This is a genomic window from Parvibium lacunae (assembly GCF_003335215.1).
GTDB lineage: Bacteria > Pseudomonadota > Gammaproteobacteria > Burkholderiales > Burkholderiaceae_D > Parvibium > Parvibium lacunae.
In genome coordinates this window covers 225,321-246,391 of the sequence record NZ_QPGB01000002.1, presented here as the reverse complement: position 1 = coordinate 246,391, position 21,071 = coordinate 225,321, and the positions used below count along the sequence as shown (strand labels likewise).

The 21,071-nt window shown below is 51.5% G+C and carries 18 protein-coding genes; 3 read left to right on the top strand and 15 right to left on the bottom strand.

What is annotated here, in order from left to right; genetic code table 11:
- Positions 1-5: 5 nt before the first annotated feature.
- From DU000_RS05210 to DU000_RS05140, 15 genes are all read right to left on the bottom strand, one after another.
- Positions 6-332 (bottom strand): EscU/YscU/HrcU family type III secretion system export apparatus switch protein, encoded by a 327-nt coding sequence (locus DU000_RS05210; RefSeq protein ID WP_114402310.1) that lies wholly within the window; start codon positions 330-332, stop codon positions 6-8.
- Positions 329-1,672: a flagellar hook-length control protein FliK gene (fliK, locus tag DU000_RS05205; RefSeq protein ID WP_114402309.1), complete on the bottom strand. Its 1,344-nt coding sequence runs from the start codon at positions 1,670-1,672 to the stop codon at positions 329-331. The genes DU000_RS05210 and fliK overlap by 4 nt, the downstream gene beginning before the upstream one ends.
- A gap of 29 nt (positions 1,673-1,701) precedes the next feature.
- Entirely contained in the window at positions 1,702-2,031 is a 330-nt protein-coding gene (locus DU000_RS05200) for a flagellar protein FliT (RefSeq protein ID WP_114402308.1), read from the bottom strand.
- A 42-nt stretch (positions 2,032-2,073) separates the two neighbouring features.
- Complete coding sequence (gene fliS / locus DU000_RS05195; protein WP_114402307.1) at positions 2,074-2,514, bottom strand: flagellar export chaperone FliS; 441 nt, start codon at positions 2,512-2,514, stop codon at positions 2,074-2,076.
- A 70-nt stretch (positions 2,515-2,584) separates the two neighbouring features.
- Positions 2,585-4,567, bottom strand: a complete 1,983-nt coding sequence (gene fliD, locus DU000_RS05190) for a flagellar filament capping protein FliD (protein WP_114402306.1) — start codon at positions 4,565-4,567, stop codon at positions 2,585-2,587.
- 40 nt (positions 4,568-4,607) lie between these two features.
- The gene (locus tag DU000_RS05185; protein ID WP_114402305.1) at positions 4,608-4,979 is read right to left on the bottom strand and encodes a flagellar protein FlaG; all 372 of its coding nucleotides are present in this window, start codon (positions 4,977-4,979) and stop codon (positions 4,608-4,610) included.
- Between the two features lie 119 nt (positions 4,980-5,098).
- On the bottom strand, positions 5,099-6,532 hold the full coding sequence (locus tag DU000_RS05180) for a flagellin N-terminal helical domain-containing protein (RefSeq protein ID WP_114402304.1): 1,434 nt from the start codon (positions 6,530-6,532) through the stop codon (positions 5,099-5,101).
- Positions 6,533-6,772: 240 nt separating this feature from the next.
- Entirely contained in the window at positions 6,773-7,525 is a 753-nt protein-coding gene (locus tag DU000_RS05175) for a cephalosporin hydroxylase family protein (protein WP_114402303.1), read from the bottom strand.
- Positions 7,522-8,352 carry a formyltransferase family protein gene (locus DU000_RS05170; protein WP_114402302.1) on the bottom strand — a complete coding sequence of 277 codons (831 nt, stop codon included), beginning with the start codon at positions 8,350-8,352 and terminating at the stop codon, positions 7,522-7,524. Before DU000_RS05170 ends, DU000_RS05175 begins: the two co-directional genes overlap by 4 nt.
- Complete coding sequence (locus tag DU000_RS05165) at positions 8,336-9,436, bottom strand: DegT/DnrJ/EryC1/StrS family aminotransferase (RefSeq protein ID WP_114402301.1); 1,101 nt, start codon at positions 9,434-9,436, stop codon at positions 8,336-8,338. Before DU000_RS05165 ends, DU000_RS05170 begins: the two co-directional genes overlap by 17 nt.
- Positions 9,433-10,659: a class I SAM-dependent methyltransferase gene (locus DU000_RS05160; protein ID WP_114402300.1), complete on the bottom strand. Its 1,227-nt coding sequence runs from the start codon at positions 10,657-10,659 to the stop codon at positions 9,433-9,435. The genes DU000_RS05165 and DU000_RS05160 overlap by 4 nt, the downstream gene beginning before the upstream one ends.
- A gap of 2 nt (positions 10,660-10,661) precedes the next feature.
- The gene (locus DU000_RS05155) at positions 10,662-11,228 is read right to left on the bottom strand and encodes a dTDP-4-dehydrorhamnose 3,5-epimerase family protein (RefSeq protein ID WP_114402299.1); all 567 of its coding nucleotides are present in this window, start codon (positions 11,226-11,228) and stop codon (positions 10,662-10,664) included.
- A complete protein-coding gene (gene rfbG / locus DU000_RS05150; protein ID WP_114402298.1) occupies positions 11,221-12,411 on the bottom strand; it encodes a CDP-glucose 4,6-dehydratase in 1,191 nt (396 codons plus the stop codon). The genes DU000_RS05155 and rfbG overlap by 8 nt, the downstream gene beginning before the upstream one ends.
- A 3-nt stretch (positions 12,412-12,414) precedes the next feature.
- Positions 12,415-13,191: a glucose-1-phosphate cytidylyltransferase gene (gene rfbF, locus DU000_RS05145; RefSeq protein WP_114402297.1), complete on the bottom strand. Its 777-nt coding sequence runs from the start codon at positions 13,189-13,191 to the stop codon at positions 12,415-12,417.
- On the bottom strand, positions 13,188-15,722 hold the full coding sequence (locus tag DU000_RS05140) for a tetratricopeptide repeat protein (protein WP_114402296.1): 2,535 nt from the start codon (positions 15,720-15,722) through the stop codon (positions 13,188-13,190). The genes rfbF and DU000_RS05140 overlap by 4 nt, the downstream gene beginning before the upstream one ends.
- Positions 15,723-15,940: 218 nt before the next feature.
- Here DU000_RS05140 and flhB point away from each other — a divergent pair, with 218 nt between their 5' ends.
- From flhB to flhF, 3 genes are all read left to right on the top strand, one after another.
- Positions 15,941-17,140 (top strand): flagellar biosynthesis protein FlhB, encoded by a 1,200-nt coding sequence (flhB, locus tag DU000_RS05135; protein ID WP_240001811.1) that lies wholly within the window; start codon positions 15,941-15,943, stop codon positions 17,138-17,140.
- 215 nt (positions 17,141-17,355) lie between these two features.
- Entirely contained in the window at positions 17,356-19,452 is a 2,097-nt protein-coding gene (flhA, locus tag DU000_RS05130; RefSeq protein ID WP_114402294.1) for a flagellar biosynthesis protein FlhA, read from the top strand.
- Positions 19,449-21,065, top strand: a complete 1,617-nt coding sequence (gene flhF, locus DU000_RS05125; RefSeq protein WP_114402293.1) for a flagellar biosynthesis GTPase FlhF — start codon at positions 19,449-19,451, stop codon at positions 21,063-21,065. The genes flhA and flhF overlap by 4 nt, the downstream gene beginning before the upstream one ends.
- Positions 21,066-21,071 lie beyond the last annotated feature (6 nt).

Sequence of the window (21,071 nt, the reverse complement as noted above, 5' to 3'; positions counted from 1 at the left end):
TGTTGTCAAGGAGGGGGTGGTGTGATCCGATTTGTAGCACTACCATCTGCATTAACGGCACGATTTTCCAAACGATAAATCCAAGCGAGTAATTCTGCAACTGCTAAGTACAATTGGGGGGGAATATGCCGATCAAGTTCAACTTGCATGAGTAGCCCGACGAGCTCCTTTGACTCATGCACATAGACCCCAGCTTCTTTCGCCCGTCGAATAATTTCTTCGGCAACATAGCCTTTGCCTTTAGCGACAACAGTCGGCGCACTGCTGCCGGTACGGTAGGCGAGCGCAACTGCCTCTTGGTTGCTCGGCGGCGACGCAGAGGAGGCGGTCATGTCGATTCCCCTAGGTTGGTGGGGGCCACTTGCCATTGCTGAATGTGTAAGCCAGCGGCCGCCAAGGCATCGTTGAGGCTAGGTTGCTCCGATTGTAAAAGCGCTTGTGTGTCGGGATCTTGGATTTGCCAGCGAAATTGCAATGAATCACCGACCAGTGTCATATTCGCTTCTACTTGGCCTAATTGCGGGAGATGCATATTCAGTCGCATCTGCCAGGCTTTATTAGGAGTTTCAGTCGTCGTTGACCCTGAGGGGTGTTCCTCAATGATCAAAGTCGCCGCTTGTTGTGGCCACGCTTGCAGCTGTAGCAATAAGCCTCGGGTATCTAAAACCTGGAGTTGTTCACGGACGAGCGGTAGGAGCGCTGGGTTAGGCATCGGTAAGCGTTGATCAGGTAAAGCTGAAAATGTTTCCGCTGTGCTTTTCTCCAAAGTCGTAGCAACTGTCGTATTGGAAGTACTGATCGTATTCGGGGCTGCTGTTGGCGTTGTTTCAGTAGTGACATTTGATGCCACTCTCTGCGTTAATAGTGTCTGCGGTTCAGTCAGTAATGCTTGCAGCGGTCGTTGTCCGTTAGCCCATTCCTGTAAATGAGATTCATAGAAAAGCCCACTTTGCTGAATCATCTGTTGTAACTGTGGCGCAATGTGTTTTCCTGCACCCATACCCAATTGTTCTATCGCTAAATCAATCCCCAGGCTTGCGAGTGGACCGCTATTATTTGGGGAGTTAGGTAACGGCACGGTTGAGAGTGACGAATTGGCGATCAAATTTGACCTGATTGCCATTTGCCCTGCAGGCAGCGCGCCACCGAGCGCCAGACCGCTACGCGATTGCTCAGCACCGAGTATCTGCCCGACCAAAAGAGCAATTTGACTGAGCTTTGGAATGGCAGAGCCGGTTGTTAATGTCGACTCTGGACTGAGATTGCTTGCTACATTAGTGGGGGCGTTTACTGCGCCACTCACAATGCTTTTATTTCCTGCTGCATTGTTAATTTGGCTAGATACAGCAGTCTGTCCTGACGGATTGATGGGGCTATTTTCTTCAGTTAACTGGAGTAAGAGATCGCTGCCGACAAGGGGCAATTGGGGCAAGCGTACTTGGGTTGTGAGGGTGCGTTGATCCGGCAGCGTGAAGGCAACCTTCGTGGTTCCATCAGTGAGGTTTTCTAACACGCGGGCAGGTAAACTTTGATTAATAAACTGTTTGGTTAAGTCACTGGTCCCTTTCGCTGCAAGTACGGCTAGCACAACCCCTAATCGACTTGCTCGAGGCCCTTGAAGGGCTTCAAGGGTGGTCGTCGCGCCTGATGTTGCGGTAATTGGGTTAACCATATCGAACAGGCCGCATTTCGCGTACCTGCTTAGCTGTAGGCAGCGCCAAGGCGGCGTGAGTTCTGGCTGCTGTGCAGCATGCTTTGTAATTGCTTGACCCAAGGCTCCGTTAATTCGCGAATCTGGGCATCATCCGCGAGGATTTTTTTAAGCAACTGTAAGCGGCGTTTGCGATCTGTGTCATTAAGAACAGGCTGTTCCCCGAGCGCACGTAATTGCTCAATTAAGTTTGCAGATTCATTTTCTTTTTGGCAGAGCATATCCCAATCCCCGGCTTTGGCAGCGAGTAACATCTCCCCGCTTTTGCTGGCGATTTGCTCATAGTAGTCAATGACATTGGGGTGGGTTGAATGTGTCATTTGGCGTATCCTGACATAAGCGGGGGTTAACCGATAATCCAACTAAATCTTTGCCACGGCCACAGTTTCTGTACTTGTAGGGGGCGTGTTTGCTAATTTTTCATCCAAGGCTTGCCAAGCTTCGCGAATTTGCCCTAAAAGTTGAATCACTTCACGGATTTTCTTCGGATCATTTTGTAAGTTCGCCTGTAGTAAACGCATGACCATGTAGTCGTAAAGATCCCGTAAATGAGCCGATAAAGCCCCGCCACCTTCATCATTTAGTGCGCTTTTGAGGCCCTCTTCCAGGATTCGGATCGCTTTCGTCAGCAGTTTACCTTTGAGCGGAATATCCTTTTTTTCCATTGCTCCAATCGCTTCATTCATGGTTTGTAGGGCGCCGTCCAGAAGCATACTGATTAACTTATGCGGGCTAGCAGTGAGAATTGCCGTGTCAACGTCTACTTGGGCATATGCTGCAGCGCCATAACCAAATCCAGCCATTCTGCTCTCCAAAAACATAATTGATCTCTGTTTTGATTAACGACCTAAATCATCGGGTATTGAATTAATTTTATCCATTGTTACTATTTTGTAAGGCAGCGAATTGTTGCGACAGATAGGTGCTCGTTTGAGTTAGCCGTGTTAAGGCGGCATCTAAGGCACTATATTGGGTGCGGTAACGTTGCTCGATCTGTGCAAGCCGGGTACTCATCGCTTGCTGCTGTTTATTGTTGGCTTCTACGCTCTTATTCAAGCCCTCAACCCGGCTGCTGATTGAGCCTGTTGTTCCTAGAATATTTGCGAGCGTGCTTTCAATTTGTGCGCCTAATCCGCGCGAGACGGTCACTGTGCCAAGGCTGCCAGTAGCGTTTGATGTGGTTCTTAAAATGAGTCCAGCGGTGCTCGTTAATATCTGGCCACTTCCGTTGGCGGCTGAGCCACTGATCGTGCCATTGACATTCTGCCCCGCAGTGCTGGTTGGGGTGGCGCCAAAGGCATCTGTTGCACCATTGCCACCGGTTACAGAAACCGTTGAGGTGGTGCCATAGCTGGTCGAGGTTAAACTTAATATCCCGCTGCCTGCCGTCGCAGTGACTGAAGCGCCAACGGCTTGTAAAGCGCTCGCAGCATTTAATTTGCTACCAATTTCAGTAGCAAGACTGGCCGCACTGGCATAGGTTCCCGGCGCAATCGTGATAGTGGCACTGGTACCGTTGACACTAACCGTCAGGGTATCGTTAACCCCAGCCGTGATCGTTAAGTTTGCCGCAGCGTTACCAACGACCTTTCCTTGCGTGGCGGCACTCGTCACTGCGACTGGGTAACTCCCTGCGCTCACTGTGCTGGCTGTACTAACCACGGCGACCCGAGGGTCGCTGCTCGTAGAGACGTTGGCTAACAGTTTGGTGACACTGCTGGCATCGGCGGTGATCGCCGCATTCAGTTTCGAACTATTGAGCGCCAGCGTACCATCTTTCTGAAAGGCTATCCCGATCTGACTCAAGCTACTGTATGTCCCACTTTCACTGCCCAGTTGCCGTGTTAATAACCCTCTAATTTGATTGAGGGCCCCTCGTAAAGCACTGTCTCCAGCCAAGGGGCCAGCCTCTTTGGTTGTTGGGTTAAAGCCAGATAATTGTTTGAGCGTGGTTTGCATGCTGTTAAAGGCTTGCACAAAGCTCTGTAATTGGCTGGTAATACCACTGCTATCGCGGTTGATATTAAGTGAGATAGCACTGGTGGTGACTTTACTCAATTGTAATGTTGCATTTTCAATCGCATCAGTGATGGTATTGCTGGACTTGCTGATGTCGATCCCATCCAACTTAAATTCAGCATTCTGGGCGGCTTGGGTTTGGGTCAGGTTTTTCCCCGCCCCCGCGCTTGCCGTAGGGTCATAAGCGAGCGCCGATAAGCCACTGGTGTTAGTTGGGGTGCCGTCATCATCCGTTACCGATAGTTTGATGCTGTTTGCAGCACCCGTGTCTTTACTGGTTAAGACCAAACGGGTCCCTGTACCATCGTTAACCAGGGTTGCGTTAACACCCGCATTGGCACTATTGATAGCATCGCGGATGCTGCTCAAGCTACCGTTAGTGATATTCACACTAACCGCAGTTTTATCCGGGTTATTGGTGAAGGTGTTGCTACCGCTGTTATACGTGCCTAATTGAATAGTGAGCGTGCCAGTACCTACGGTGGTCGTGGTGCTGGCAAAACTACTGCTATTCAGTTTTTGCTGTTGAGCAAGTTTACTAACTTCAAGACTGTAATTGCCGATTGAGGCATTGGCGTTGGCGGTCAAGCTTGCAATACTACTGTCACTGACACTGGTTTTTGTTGGTTGTAGATTGTTTAAATTAGAGACGGCGCGTGCGGCATCCTGAAAACTCGACAAAGCACCGCGCAAATTGCCGTATGCACTGATTTTAGACTGAATACTGGCTTGATTGCGTTGCAGACGAACGAGCGGCTGGGTTTCAGCTTGCATAAGCTGAGAAACCAAGCTATTGACATCAATACTGCTGCCTGATGTACCTGAAATCGTCGCCATTGTTTACTCCTGCTACTCACGCTATGCAGTATGGCAAAAATCAGGCTTTTTGTTCGACGAATAAGCCCTGAAAACGCCCCAGTGCTTTACTGATTGCCAACATTTCGGGCGATGGAATCTGCCGTAGTGTTTCATTGGTGGTTGTGTCGATGACTTTGACAATCGTCCGTCCAGAGTCTGAGTCAATGGCAAACTGGAGATTACTGGCAACTGGCTTGAGAAACTCATTGGCAGTTGCGACAGCAGCGCGTAGCTTTTCACTATCAACCTGCGGGGAAGCCGTGGTTTGTAACTGCTCCATGGCGTCAGCAATGACATTGTTCGTTTCAAGTTTGGCAGTTTTAGCCACTGGCTCACTGCGGCTAATCGCAGATGAACCAAGCGGCCGTGGGTTAACCGGGCTTAGGCTCATGATCTGCTCCTTATATCAACATACAGCGTATTTCTATGCGCAAGGGGGCTGATACTGCCAGCCCCCTTGCGATCCCAATCAGACGGGCAAACTTATGGTGTTTGCCTCGCTGGCGATGACTAGCCGCGTAACAGTGCCAATACACCTTGTGGCAACTGGTTCGCTTGGGCCAGCATTGCGGTGCCAGCCTGTTGCAGAATCTGGGCTTTGCTCAAATTAGCCGTTTCTGTGGCGAAATCTGCATCCAGGATCCGACCGCGAGACTCAGTCAAGTTCTGTGAAGTCGTAGCCAGGTTAGAAATGGTTGAGCTGAAGCGATTTTGCAAGGCACCCAACGAAGCACGAGAACTGTTGATCTGGTTCAGCGCTGAATCAATCGTTGCAATTGCGCTAGAGGCGCCACTCGCGGTAGAGAGGTTGAGTGAAGAAACACCGCCAGTCAAAGAGGTGGTCGCTGCAGTCACCCCAGCCGCTGCACCAAATATTGCAGCAGTGGCTTGAGCGCCAGCTAAAACAATCCCTGAAGAAGATGTTGAGTTTAGTGTCAGCGCAGCAATCGTAGTCGCTGCACTTGCGCCCGAGCCACCTGCAGTAACAGCAGAAATATCAATGTTTCTGCCATCAGCAGCAGTTAGCGTGTAAGCAGCACCGTTGATTGTCGCAGTCACGCCAGTTTGAGAGCTGACCGCATTAACTTTGGCGGCGATATCACTGGCGTTGAGGGCAGCCGTTGCTACACCAGTACCAGAAATCGCAACCCCATTAACGCTGAAAGCCCAAGCACCAGTGGTGCTCGTTGCGGTATTGGTCAGTGTTGTCGCACTAACTGAAGCAGTTACCCCGGTATTGGCACTGACTGCATTGATTGCATTAGCCTTTGCAATCGCACTGTAGCTACTACCGGCCGTAGATACCCCATCAGAACTGGTGGCGCCAACATCAAAACCGTTGATACTAATCCCGCCTGCGGTTAAAGCAGCGGCAGAACCAGGTGTTGCTGCAACTGACACGCTACTGGAGTAGGTTGTCGCAGAGCCTACGCCGAGTGACGTCGTACGAGCGCTGGCGATGGTAGACAAAGTGATGGTTTGGCCACTGTTTGCACCCACTTGGAAGTTTTGACCAGAGAATGTCCCATCAAGCAGATTCACACCATTAAACTGAGTTGTTGTTGCAACACGGTCGATTTCAGATACTAATTGTGAGGCTTCAGCGTTCAGTGCAGCGCGATCTGAAGCGCTGTTGGTCGCGTTCGCAGCTTGCACAGCCAATTCACGAATACGCTGTAAGTTTTCACTGATCGAGCCCAGCGCACCTTCAGCGGTTTGCGAGAGAGAGATTGCATCATTGGCATTGCGGGATGCTTGATTTAGACCACGGATTTGTGAACTGAAGCGATTACTAATCGCCAAGCCAGCAGCATCATCTTTGGCGCTGTTGATCCTTAAACCAGAAGATAACCGTTGGATCGAGGTTTGTAAGGTGCTGGAAGAACTATTCAGGTTGCGCTGTGCGCTCAATGCGGAAGCATTGGTATTGATACCGAGTGACATGATAAATCTCCTTAATAATCTGGGTAAACCACCCAAGGTACTACTCACGTCACGGTTTGATGTTAGTTAGGCAAACCGTGTATGAGCTATTTATCGGAGAGAGATCAGGGAACTTGAGGGGGATTTATCTAAAAAAATCGTATTTTTTTGCAGGATTTGGACGATCATTGACCGTAGAAAAACATAGCAGGGCTCTCTCTGATCGCAATCATGAGTAGCCCTCTCTTGCCTATTTGTTATTTATGCAACTCTTTTCAGGTAGCCGCCTGGGGCAACGGTAATCAGCAGCTTTTGTTCTATCGATGCATCGAGTTGGAAGTGCCGGTTTTGGGCGAGATAAGTGGCAACAGCGGTTTTAGGATTGTTGCCTATATCCCAGGGGCGGTCAGGGAACATGCCGGCCGGGAGGTCTTCAATAATGGTATCAAATACCACACAATAATTTCCCACGGTGACGAAGGGGGCGTAGGCATTTAGCTCGGCTAGGACATGCTCATGCGTGTGATTGCTGTCGAGGCAAACTAAAATCGATTGCTTACCCTGCGCGGCGGCCTGTACTTGCTGGACGATCTCTGGTGCAACGCTGGAGCCCTGTAGCAAACGGATGCGTTTGGCCATAGGATGCGCTTCAATTGCCTCCCGATTATGGGGGCGAATATCAATGTCAATACCGATGACAGTGGCTTCAGCCGGCCCCCCACAGAGGGCATTTAGTTCCAACATACTGGCAGAAAAAATCAGTGAGCCGCCATGCGCAATGCCAGTCTCAATGATCAGGTCTGGTTTGGTTTGCCAGATGATTTCTTGCATTGCAATAATGTCTTGCGGATATTGAATAATGGGCCGACCTAGCCATTCAAAATGATAGGAGTACTTTTTTGCATTGGCTTGCGCGATCCAAGACTGTGTTGCTGTTTTTAGCTCAAGGTCTTGCCCCATAGCTTGGATTTCAGCTGCACATTCGGTTTTAAATTGCTCGTAGGGATGGGTCATGGAAGCTCCTTTTTGCGGATCGTAAGCTGAATTTCATAAGTTTGACCGTCGTCGGTAAACCAGCACCCTGGATGGCCTGGAAACGTTCTTGCTCGTATGCGATTGAGTAACTCCCGGGCGGGATAAGGGTGGTCTAACTTAATCTCGCTTGCAGCATCCAGTTCACTGGCTTGGTGGTAACTTGCTTGGGTGTTGTCTTGCGGTGTTAGCGTGAGGGCGGTGGCATGCCGGACTTGCGGATAGGTTTCTTGGAATAGCCGAATCATGGCGGTTTGCGCGCGTGCATAGAGCGTGGCGCCGGTATCGGTCCAATCGTAAGCAATTGGCTGTTGCGCTAGTATGGCTCCGGTATCAACACCTGTATCAATCTGGTGCAAGGTTACTCCAAAAGGCCGTTGTTCGACTAATGTCCAGAAGTTATAGTGCTTGCCGCGACAGTGTGGTAACAGGCTTGGGTGGGTATTGATAAAGCCAAGCTGAGGGTAGCTAACCAAGCTGCTAGGTAAAATAAAGGGCCACCATAGCAGCAAGCCAAGCCGTATGGGTTGTTTTACTTGATGATCAGCCAACTTGGCTTGTTCAAAGATTTCAACCAGTGTCGTCGCGTTGGACCAGACAATGCAGCGTTGTTGATGCTCGGTTAACCATTGATGTAAGTGATTTTCGCCGGTTGTAACAAAACAAAAGATATCCCTTGGATAGTGTTCGCACAGCCAGGTTGCTAACTGGTAACCGACTTCGCCATCACAAAAGACAACAATGTCGCCGGGGCCGGACATCTCGGTATGAGAGGATGGATGGATTGTGTGATCAGCTGAATAAGCCATAGACAATTTGCACAATTTTGTTGAGATCCGCCGTTGTCATATCGTGGTAACTGGGCAGGTTCAATCCGCGTTCCGCTAAACTCAGGCTGGTCGGTTGCGGTGTTTGTTGAATAAATGGCAAGGTACTGAGGGGGTGAAAGAACACCCGCGCATCCACTGCTTGAGCCTGAAAAGCGGCACGCATCTGGTCTGTGGTGATGCCCGCTTCTTGACTGACAACCAGAGTGGGCATCCAAGCACCATTCTGTGTACCGACTGGTTCGGGGTTCATGCTGATTGCAGGGATATGAGCAAAAGCCTGCCGGTAGTAGTGCAAGATTTCGCGCTTACGGGCGACCAACTCATCTACCCTTTGCAGCTGGGCACAGCCCAGCGCGGCTTGTAAATTCGACATCTTGTATTTATAGCCCAGCAAATCTGGCCAAAATTGCTTGGGCTGGTTGGCAGCACGACCGTGATTCGATAAGGTCAGCACGCGGTCGTAGAGCGCATCATCATGAGTAACGAATATGCCGCCTTCGCCAGTACTTAGGGTTTTCGTGCCATGAAATGAGAACACGCCAAAGCGTCCCATGCTGCCTGCATGGTGTCCATGCCAGACAGAGCCAACGGCCTCTGCCGCATCTTCTATCAGCGGAATCCCGGTTGATTGGCTGAGTGCCAGCAATCTATCCATGTCACATAAATTGCCATACAGATGTACCGCTATGATCGCTTTGGTTTTGGCGGTGATCGCTTGCTCAACCTGTGCCGGGTCTAAACACCAGGTGTCAGGCAATACATCGACGAAAATAGGGGTTGCCCCAAGGTACAAAATAGGCGCTAAGGAGGCGACCCAGTTGGTATCTGCCAGAATGACTTCATCGCCTGGTCCGATCCCCAAGGCGGCAAGACCAAGATGGAGTGCCCCGGTGCAACTGGCCGTCGCAATCGCTTTACTTGTTCCAACATACTGCGCGAATTCTTTTTCGAAACGCTGGATATAGCCATAACAATCATCACCCCAACCATGAGTGATGGCATCCGTGACAAACTCAATCTCTAGCGCGGTAATAGAGGGTTTGGTATATAAAATCCGGCTCATAAAATCTCCAGGGCAGGGATAGCGCGGACAAATTGCGCGCCCCATTGTCTGGCATAACTGAGTTGCTCAATGATTTCAGTTGTCAAATTCCAGGGCAAAATCAAAATATAGCGAGGTTGTCTTTCCCGTAGGTAAGTTTCATCCACAATTGGAATTCGGCTCCCAGGAAGATATTTGCCTTGCTTGTGCGGATTCCGATCGACAACCGCTTCGAGCAAGTCTGGCCGGATCCCGGCATAGTTCAGAAAGGTATTTCCCTTCGCAGCGGCACCGTAGGCAACGACGGTGTTGCCAGCTTGCTTTTGGGTCAATAAAAATGCGAGCAGGGCATGTTTGGCTTCTATCGCCTGCTGGTTGAGGGCTTGATAGGTGGCTGGGTAAGCTAATCCCGCTTCTCGTTCTAGATCAAGCAGGGCATTCACCTGCGGGTTAGTCGCGTGAGGTCCAGTCTGCTGATGTTGCACATAGAGCCTCAGGCTGCCGCCGTGGGTCGTGAGCTGTTCAACATCGAACACCATCAACCCTTGTTGTTGCAGGATGCGTGTCACGCTCAGTAGTGACAGGTAAGAGAAATGCTCATGATAAATGGTGTCAAACTGATGGTGCTGCAGCAAAGCCAGTACGTGAGGGAATTCAAAGGTAATAACCCCGGTGGGTTTGAGCAGGCGCGTAAAGCCACCGACGAAATCATTAATGTCTGGAACATGGGCCAGCACATTATTGGCAATCATGCAATCCGCTTGGCAGCCCTTTTGACTCAATTGATCGGCGGTTTGCGTGCCAAAAAAGCATGTTTCAATTTCCAGCCCTTTTTCTCTGGCGGCAATGGCCGTGCTGAGGGTGGGTTCGATCCCCAGACAACGAATGCCTGCGTCTTTAACGTATTGCAATAGGTAACCATCATTCGCTGCGACTTCAACCACGAGCTGCTCGGGGGTGAGATGAAAGCGGGTTATCAAATGCGTCACCAAGTTTTTTGCATGCGCTAACCAAGAAGCGGAATAGGAACTGAAATAAGCATAGTCAGCATCAAAGAGTTGACTGTAATCGGTGACGTCAACGGTTTGCATCAACCAGCACTCGCTGCAGACCATCACTCGGAGCGGGTACCAAATCTCGGGGCGGGCTAATTGCGCAGGGCTGAGATAAGCATTGGAAGGTGGCGCGTGCCCTAAATCAATGACTTCAAAACACTGATCACTCTGACAGTGGCGACATTTCATTGTCATAATCCTTTGAAATCCGAGGCGAGCGGGGGGTGCTGTTGGTCACGCTCAGAAATTTGACTGATTGGCAGTGGCCATGCGATTTGCAACTGTGGATCGGCATAATGGAGACCGCGCTCAGCATCGGGCTGATAAGGTTGGTTATGCAGATAAATCAGTTCAGATCCATCCACTCGAGTCTGAAACCCATGAGCACAGCCAGGTGGAATCAACACCCCTTGATCATCCTCAAGGTCTATGGCGCAATGCTGTAAAAAGGTCGGCGACTTACTGCGTAAATCAACCACGACATCAAATACGTTTCCTCGCAGGCACAGCACGTACTTAAACTCACTGTATGGTGCCAGTTGGAAGTGTAGGCCGCGTAGGGTACCCGCCTGAGTATTGACGCTGTGGTTGATTTGAACAATCGAGCCAACCCAACCCAAACTGGCAAAAAATGAATCTGAATACAAGCGTGTCAAGCTCCCGCGTTCATCATGACGGCGCTTGCGCTGAATTTTCCACGCACCTGTTAACGGTAGGGGTTCGGCGTTGAATTGGGGCGAGTCTATCCGGTTAGGCATCACAGTCTTCTGTTGTATCAGTGTGACCTTTGAGACACGCTTCAAAGTGCTGGATATCTTGATTGCACAGTGCCATCGCGGCATCGCCTTGCTGAAAGCGGGCATACCAGGCAATCGTCCGTTCGATGGCTTCTGATAACGGCCACACGGGCCGTAGACCAAAGACCTCAAGCGCTTTTTGTGTATTCAAGCGTAGACATGCTGCTTCGTGCCATTGTGTAGCACTGGCAGCCGTTGGTTCGGACGATGCGGGCCAATCAACCGTAGCGGGTTGACTTGTCTGTTGGTGATAGCACTGCGCAGCAAGCCGCACGACTGATTGAACTTCAGCGGTGGCGTTTAGATCTGGCCCCAGGTTATAGGCGCCTGCAAGATTCGGCCTATGCCAAATTTTCTCTGCCAGTTGTAAATAACTGTACAAAGGTTCCAGAACATGTTGCCAAGGGCGAATCGCGCCAGGATGCCGAATTTCCAGCGGGGTGCCGGTTGACCAGGCATGAATGGCATCTGGAATCAGTCGCTCAGCAGACCAGTCGCCACCACCGATCACATTACCCGCCCGTGCCACGGCAATCGGCTTGCCTGCGGGGCCCAGAAAACTATCAATGTAGCTTTGAATCGCGAGTTCAGCGGCTGCTTTGCTGGCGCTGTAGGGGTCATGACCGCCCAATCGATCGGTTTCGGCAAAACCACGGGAGACTCGCGATGACTCATCATGCTCAAGGTCTGAGACCACGCCTTGCTGGGGTTGGGCATAGACCTTATCGGTAGTAATCATTAAGGCCATCCGTAGCGTAGGAAGATGCCGGCACGCTTCCAACACGTGGACTGTCCCCATCACGTTGCTACTGAAGGTGGTCAGTGGATCGCGATAGCTAGTTCTCACCAAGGATTGCGCGGCGAGGTGAAAAATAATCTCCGGCTGATACTGCTGCATGAGGTGGTTTAGACCCTCATGATCCCGAATGTCTTGAATATGATGATGACAATATTTGTCTAAATTAAGTGCAGAAAATAAGCTGGGTGAGGTTGTCGGGGGGGGCAACGCAACCCCGATGACTTCGGCGCCAAGGCGATGTAGCCAATGACTGAGCCAAGCGCCTTTAAAGCCCGTGTGGCCGGTTACAAGCACTTTTTTCTGCCGCCAAAAGCTTGGATTGGGGGGGGCGAGGAGACCTGTCATCGCTTAATCCCACATCTTCCATGGGGCCTGACCGCTGGCCCACAGCTCCTCCAGCAGATTTTTCTCCCGCAAGGTATCCATCGGTTGCCAGAACCCCAGGTGGTTGTAGGCCATGAGCTCTCCGGTGCTCGCGAGCGTGGAAAGGGGCTCTAGCTCCCAACTGGTCTGATCATCGGCGATCAGGTCAAGACAGGCGGGGGAGAGAACAAAAAAGCCGCCATTAATGCGGCCACCATCTCCTCTTGGTTTTTCAGCAAATGCGGTAACGCCGCCGTTGGCATCCATTTCCAAGGCACCATAACGCCCCGGTGGCTGAACGGCGGTGATTGTCGCCAGTTTGCCGTGTTGCTGATGGAAGCGGATGCTGTCAGCGATGTTTAGGTCAGCAACGCCATCGCCATAGGTAAAGCAAAAGTAGGGCTCGTTTTCCACATATTCAGCGACTCGCTTGAGGCGTCCGCCGGTCAAGGTGTTTTCTCCGGTGTCGACTACCGTGACTCGCCAGGGTTCTGCATGGTGGTGGTGAACTTCGATCTGGTTTTGGGTCATGTCAAAGGTAACATCTGACATATGAAGGAAATAGTTTGCAAAATATTCCTTGATGACATAACCCTTGTAGCCACAACAAATGACGAAATCATTGATGCCGTGGGCGGAGTACATTTTTAGGATATGCCACAGAATGGGTTTACCGCCGACCTCAATCATCGGCTTAGGACGCAAATGGGTTTCTTCGGAAATTCGGGTGCCTAAGCCTCCGGCAAGAATAACAGCCTTCATCTGCTGAGCCCTCCGTCCAGATAGTGTTGCCACATCGTTTGATACGCCTGTTCGATTTGTGCACTATAACGGCGTTCATTGCTAACGCCAACACTGCGCATTCGCCCGCGCAACCCTTGTCGTAATCTCGCCAGTTCTGGTAAGTGAACCGCCCAATATTGCGCGATGGCAATGTACTCTTCTGCGGAATACGCGATCCATTCTTGCAAGCCATTATCAGCTAAGACGCCTGCTCCAATGCGACCGACACCGGGACGATTGGCGTAAGTAATAAAGGGGACGCCCATATACAAGCTTTCCTGCAGGGTTGTGCCAGAGTTATGCGGAAAGCAGTCCAGCGTAATATCAATGCTTTGCAGAATCGGCCAAGGAGGACTGTGGAAGCCGATTTCTAAGCGCGTTGCATCAATATGGTGTGCCTTGAACTGTTGTATCAGCCAATCTTGTTGAGCTGGGTCTTTGAAATCAACGCTGTCGACCACCAACTTGGCATTCGGAATTGCCGTCAGGAGTTTTGCCCAAACAGTTATCAGGGGGGCATTGATACGAATTGCGCGCGAGAGCACGCCAAAGCGCAAGTAGCCGTGCTCTAGGGCGGGCAGTGGCGTCACGTCCCCCATGTTGTCAGAAGGCCGGAACGCTGTAGAAAAGGCCAAGGGCCAGAGTTTCTCTGCGAATACCGCCTGGTCTTCAGACCGTGCTGCTTGCTCACTCAGCATAAAATAATCTATCGCTGTTAGACCCGTTGTGTAGCCATAGCCCACCCAGGATGACACTTGCACTGGCGCGGGTTTACGGGCAAATACCAAGAGTCGATTACCAGCAGTATGGCCTGCTAGATCAACCAGAATATCGATCTGATCGGCTTGTATCTGGCTCGCTAGAGCCGCATCGCTGAGGTGGCAGGTGTTACGCCAGTGGCTGCCAGTCTGTTTGAAACGTTCACTGACCGCATCTTCTTGGGCCACGTCAGCATATAAAAATAGGTCGAAAGCGGTTTGATCATGCTGCTCGATGAGCGGCTCAAGAAAATGATGCGCAGCATGGCGGCGAAAATCAGGGGAAACGTAGCCCACCCGCAGCCGGCGAGAGGGCTGGCTAAGAAACTCGGCACGCCGGCTTTGCCAATCAGGCCAACTGCTATAAAAACGGTGAGCATGCTTTTGTTCCCAGTCTTGATACGCCGCAAAAATTTTCTCGGCGGACCAAGTCGGGTGGTAATTCAGAAAAAAGAGTAAGTTACTGTGGGCGAGAGGGAAATCGGGTTTGGCGTTAACCGCTTGCTGATAAGCCGTGATTGCTGCATCAAATTGCCCTTGATCACGTAAGGCATTCCCCAAGTTACTGTAGGCCTCGGCGTAATCTGGTTTTAAGGAAATCGCTTGTTGATAAGCCTGAATGGCAGCATCTACCTTACCTAAGCCGCGCAATGCTAACCCTAAATTGGCATAAGCCTCCGCATAGTGCGGCTGCTGTTGGAGTGCTTGTTGATAACAGGTAACCGCTTCATCAAACCGGCCTTGCCGGGCCAGGGTGTTGCCTAAATTATTCAATGCTAACGCTGAGTCTGGCTGTCGCTGTAACGCCTGGCGGTAGGCGCTTTCAGCTAATGAATCTTGCCCGGCATCGTATTGAAGCAGACCGATATTGATATGGGCATCGACGCAATTGGGGTTGACACTCAGCGCTTGTTGGTAAGCTTGCTGGGCCATCGCCGGCTGCCCTTGGGCTGCCTGGTTTAAGCCAATTCGATTCCACAGTTGGGCCAATTCAAGGTGACTCAGCGCTTGTGTTTGGCTCAATTGCCTCGCCTGTTCCAAGGCCTTCTCGGCCTCGCCGTATTCACCTTGCAAGTAGTACAGGCTACCCAGGTTACTCCATGCCTGAGGGTAGTGAGGACTATACCTGAGTGCTGCTAGGTAGGCCTGCCTAGCACCCGCCCAATCATGCTGCGCTTGTCTCGCCAAGCCTAAATTGTTATGCAATTGCGATGCCTGCGCCTGAATGGCAAGGCCTTGTTCGAAGGCTTGGCAGGCCGCAGCATAATCCGTCTCTTGGTAAAACAGTAATCCCAGATTATTGTGGGCTTCCGGAAAATCAGGTCGTAATTCAATCGCCCGCATAAAATCCCGTTTTGCTGCACCCCAATCACCATTGGCTTGTTGCGCCAGACCGCGATTGCAGTGCATGGCGGCTTGGCTCGTTGGAGGGAGGTTTTGTTGTGCCAACGCCTGATTGATCAAGCTTATTGCCACCGCGTGATGGCCGTGTTGGTGGGCCAGTAAACCCAAGAGATGGAGTGCGTCCGGCTGCTGACTATCTCGCTCTAAAACGGCTTTGTAGGCGGCTTCAGCCGCCGGGTAGTCACCCTGTTGATGTAACTGAATGGCTTGTTGTAGGAGTGAAATGAGCTGATTGGCTGCGCTTTCTACGCGTAACGGGCCAGGCTGCGCTATTTTTAACAAGCAGCAATGTTTGTATTTTTTTCCACTCCGGCAAGGACATGGATCATTTCGCCCTGGGCTTTGCATAGTGCTATCAGTCTGTGGTCATGAATCAATCTTTCCATCATATTGTCATTAGTTTGATGGATTCACTGGCGCGATACTCAATCAATTAGCGGTCATTTTCACCATCAAATCCATTCTTTGACGTTGCCTCAGTTTTCTGAGGCGCCTGATGCGCCAAAATAGGCGCAATTCACTGGGTTTATCCAGTGATTGCCCCGTTCATGTTCACGCCATAATCAGTGCAACAGTCCATTCGTCTTCACGGTAACTTATCTGTTATGGCAGAAGAAAGCGATCAAGAAAAATCCCTCCCGGCGTCGCAACGACGCATTGATCAGGCGCGCGAAGAAGGCAACGTCCTGCGCTCGCGTGAATTGGTGACGGCCTTGGTAACACTCAGCGGATTGGCGGTGTGTTGGTTTGGCGCGAGTTGGCTTTATAGCGGGGGGCGCGAGATTATGCTGGTTGGGTTACGCTTTAACCATGCCAATAGCCATGATCCAGCGGGGATGTTAACGCACATGCAAGACCTTGGGTTATTGGGCCTAAAGTTGGTTTTGCCGTTTATTGTGGCGACGTCTGTGTTAGCTTTGTTGGGGTCAATCATGCTGGGAGGGTGGAACTACAGCACGAAAGCCCTCATGCCAGACTTTACAAAATTAGATCCTATCAGCGGCTTAGGAAAAATATTCTCCTGGCAAGGCTTGGGGGAATTGGTCAAGGCCGTCTTAAAGTCACTCTTGATCGGGGGCATGGGGGTGTGGCTGGTGTGGTTACAACGTGATGCGTTTGTGGGTATGTTGATGGATTCCACTGAGCAAGCGTTAAGCCATCTGATGGGCTTGGCACTGAAAGATTTCTTTATCTTGTGCGGCATGTTGGTGCTGATCGCCGCGCTGGATGTACCGTTTCAAGCGTGGCGCTATTTTAGCCAGCTACGCATGACGATGGAAGAATATAAGCGCGAAGCGAAAGAGACCGAAGGGGATCCGCACGTTAAAAGTCGCATCAAGCAGCAACAGCGAGATATGGCGCGTAAACGGATGATGTCCGAAGTCCCTAAAGCGGATGTCATTGTGACAAACCCAACGCATTATGCTGTTGCGATTAAATACCAGGAATCAGGGCAGCGGGCGCCTTTGGTGGTTGCGAAAGGGACCGATCATGTCGCGCAGCGCATCCGCGAAATTGCACAGGAAAGCAACATTCCTCTCTTAGAAGCCCCGCCACTGGCGCGGGCGCTTTATGCCCATACCGAATTAGGTCAGGAAATTCCCCTGTCGCTCTATACCGCGGTCGCCCAAGTGTTAGCGTATGTGTATCAATTACGGGCTCACCGCGCCGCTGGCTTGCCGACTGATCGTCACCACCTGCCGCTACCCGCCGATTTGCCTGTTCCCAAAGAACTAGACCCAGCCGCAACCGGGGCTGTCGCCTAATTGAGGTCATTGATTGCGATCCTCGGATTGGTGCAACGCAATGCCTGCGCGCTGAATAAAACAAGCGCGAGTCATAGAAGCGACAGCCAAGCGTGCAATTGAAGCCGCTTTATAGGTTTAATTGACGCATCAGGCTCCTCAAGTTTCTTCAATAATGAGATTGTTCATGGATCTGAATGGTTGGGTCCACGCTTAATACTTGAACGAGGCAGAGCATGAGTGACATTGCGATTGGTCCTATTCGCGTAGATCTGAGTCAGGCGCGTAACCTGGGTGCCCCGATATTTATTATGCTGGTATTGGCGATGATGGTCTTGCCATTACCGCCCTTTATTCTGGATTTACTGTTTACCTTCAATATTGGCTTGGGCTTGCTGGTGCTTCTTGCCAGCATGTACACCACCAAACCACTCGATTTCTTGGCTTTCCCCACGATTCTGCTCTTAACCACCCTATTACGCTTGTCATTAAATGTGGCCTCAACCCGGGTTGTTCTATTGCATGGGCATACTGGCCCTGATGCGGCTGGGAAGGTGATTGAAGCCTTTGGCCATTTCTTGGTGGGCGGTAATTTTGCGGTAGGTATCATCGTCTTCGTCATCTTGATGGTGATTAACTTTATCGTGATTACCAAAGGTGCCGGCCGTATTGCGGAAGTCTCTGCGCGATTCACGTTAGATGCCATGCCTGGCAAACAGATGGCGATTGATGCGGATCTAAACGCAGGCTTGATTAAAGAAGATGAAGCCAAACGCCGCCGGACAGAAATCACCCAAGAGGCTGAGTTTTACGGCTCAATGGATGGTGCCTCAAAGTTTGTTCGTGGTGACGCGATTGCGGGGATTCTGATTCTTTTCATCAATATTATTGGCGGCTTGATTGTGGGGATCGTCCAGCATGATATGAGTGCGGGTGATGCAGCCAATAACTATGTGCTACTAGCCATTGGCGATGGCTTGGTCGCGCAAATTCCCGCACTGGTTATTTCGGTTGCCGCAGGTCTGGTTGTGTCACGGGTCGGTGATGGTAAAGATATTGGTTCACAAGTCGCCCAGCAGCTATTGGCTAAGCCCCAGGTCTTGATGATCTCGGGTGGGGTAATCGGTGCCCTAGGCTTGATTCCCAATATGCCACATCTGGTTTTTCTCATTTTTGCAGCAGGGCTGGTGGCATTAGGATGGTGGCAAGGCGAGAAAACTCGACGGCAAGCATCGCAAGAAGCTGCGTCAGTACAAACACAGGCGCAGGCGAGCCAACCCAGTGAACAAATTGAGGCAAGTTGGGACGATATTCAACCGGTGGATATGGTGGGGTTGGAAGTCGGTTATCGTTTGATTCCGCTGGTGGATCGCGGCCAAGATGGTGATTTGCTCAAAAGAATTAAAGGAATTCGGAAAAAGTTTGCACAAGAAATCGGGTTTTTGCCGCCTGCCGTCCATATTCGTGACAATCTGGAGCTGCGGCCCAGTGCTTATCGAGTCTTACTGAAAGGCGTCGAGATTGGGGTTGGTGAGGTTTTCACTGATCAATTAATGGCGATTAATCCGGGGAGTGTTTCACAAACGCTCAGTGGCACAGCAACCAAAGACCCGGCATTTGGCTTACCCGCGATCTGGATCGATAAGGGCTCACGCGATCAGGCTCAGATGTCGGGTTATACCGTGGTAGATGCTAGCACCGTGGTAGCGACACATATCTCTCATTTACTGCATACCCATGCGGCAGAACTGCTAGGACGCAGTGAAACCCAGGCGCTGCTAGAGCACTTTACCAAGAGCGTACCGAAGTTGGTGGAAGATTTGACGCCGAAGCTAGTGCCCCTGGCGACCGTACAGCGCGTGTTGCAAAACTTACTCGATGAGGGCGTGCATTTACGCGACTTGCGGACGATTATTGAGACCTTGTGTGAGCAGGCAACACGGACAACGGCGGTAGATGAGCTAACCGCAGCCGTTCGGATCGCGCTAGCGCGCAGTATCGTCCAGAGCTTGGCGGGTCATCAGGGTGAGCTGAATGTGTTGGTGTTAGACCCGAATCTGGAACGGATTATTCAACAAACCGTCAGCAATAGCCATGAGGGAATGGGCTTGGAGCCTGGCTTGGCAGATACGATGGTCAGCGATATGAACACCAACGCGCAGCGCCAAGAAGCGCTTGGGCAAGCCCCGGTTCTGCTCGTGCCAGACAAAATTCGTTTGCCATTGGCCCGTATGTTTAAGCGAGCGGTGCCGCGCTTGCGGGTGTTGGCGCATGCTGAAATTCCCGAGTCTCGTAGTATCAAAGTTAGTAGTGTGATAGGAGCGCGCGCATGAATGTCAAAAAATTTGTAGCCAAAACGACCCGTGAGTGCTTCCGGATGATGCGTGCAGAATTGGGGGATGACGCCATGATCCTTTCCTCCAGGCAGGTGGCAGAGGGCATTGAAATGGTTGCGATGCCAGCCGACGAGGTCGATGAATTGGTCGGTGATCAGCCGGCTCATCGTCAGTCGCCGCCGCCGTTGCACTTTACCGCAGGGAAATTGCAGCGCGGCTTGTTGCCCGAAGAGGAGGATGCTGATCTGGGTGGCTGGCGACAAATGGCGCAGCAGACGCCATTGGCACGGAGTGGGCGGCAAAAATCGCCTAGCACCGCTAAATCAGGTGCTGCGCAACCCAATTGGGATGCCTTGGCGGATCAATTAGCGGCACAAGAGCCAAATCCCTTTGCAGCCATTCGGCCTTCGGCGCATGCGCCATTCAAGGGCAATAAGGCCGCGCCTCAAGCTAGCCGTCGCCCCAGTTTTGCCGAGCGGACTCAGACCCCAGCCAACCCAGTGCCGGCGGGTGTCGAAGCCTTACTAGCGGCGCAAGCACGTGGCGCGCGGGAGCGGGCTGAGCCGCCCCCAGCGGGCGCCCTACCTGCAGCATCGGCAAATGTTCCAAGCAAGGAAGTCAGCCGCACTGATGAGGTCTCTGAGGCTGCCGTGCTAGCAGAACTCAAAACCATGCGGGCGCTTTTGCAAGAACAGCAAGCGGCCTTGCATTGGCGTGATAGCGCTCAGCGCAACCCCTTGCGCGCCAGCTTATGGGGGGCATTGGTTGAAGCCGGTTTTTCGACAGCCTATGCGCGGGCGATTGTGGAGAAGCTCCCCGATGATTACAGTGAAAAAGCGGCCCATGACTGGCTGTATAAAGTCTTACAACATAACCTGCAGGTCGCGAAAGTGGCTTCTCAAACTGTCTCAAATCTGGTCGCGGATGACATGATCAGTGTGGGGGGGGTCTATGCGCTGGTGGGGCCGACCGGGGTGGGTAAAACCACCACCACGGCAAAATTGGCGGCCCACTGTGTCATGCGCTGGGGCGTTCAATCATTGGGGTTGATCACCACCGATTCTTATCGGATTGGCGCCCAGGACCAGCTCCGGGTTTATGGAAAAATTTTGAATGTACCAGTGTATACCGCGCACACCACGGCAGAGTTGCAATCTATGTTGGGCTTATTGGCGCAAAAGAAAATGGTCTTGATTGATACCGTTGGAATGGGCCAGCGTGATAGTCGCGTCCCTGAACAGTTGGCGATGCTGTCTGACCCGACCATAAAGCGCATGCTCGTATTAAATGCTGCCGCACAAACCGAAGTCCTGGAAGATGTGGTGCGCACCTATAATGCGCCGCAGCATGGCCAGGGTTTGAGTGGGGCTTTAATCAGTAAGCTGGATGAGGCCATGAAAACGGGTGGCGTGCTGGACGTCTTAATGCGTCACAAACTAAAACTGCAATTTGTTTGCAATGGTCAGCGTGTTCCTGAAGATTTTCACGCCCCGAACCCACAATTGTTATTGCATCGCGCCCTTAAAGCGCCGAATCATCCTTTGTTTAGTATGCGTGATGAGGAACGTGATCGCCGTCTGTTGACCAACGTCACGATGCCAGCAGTCTAAGCTAAG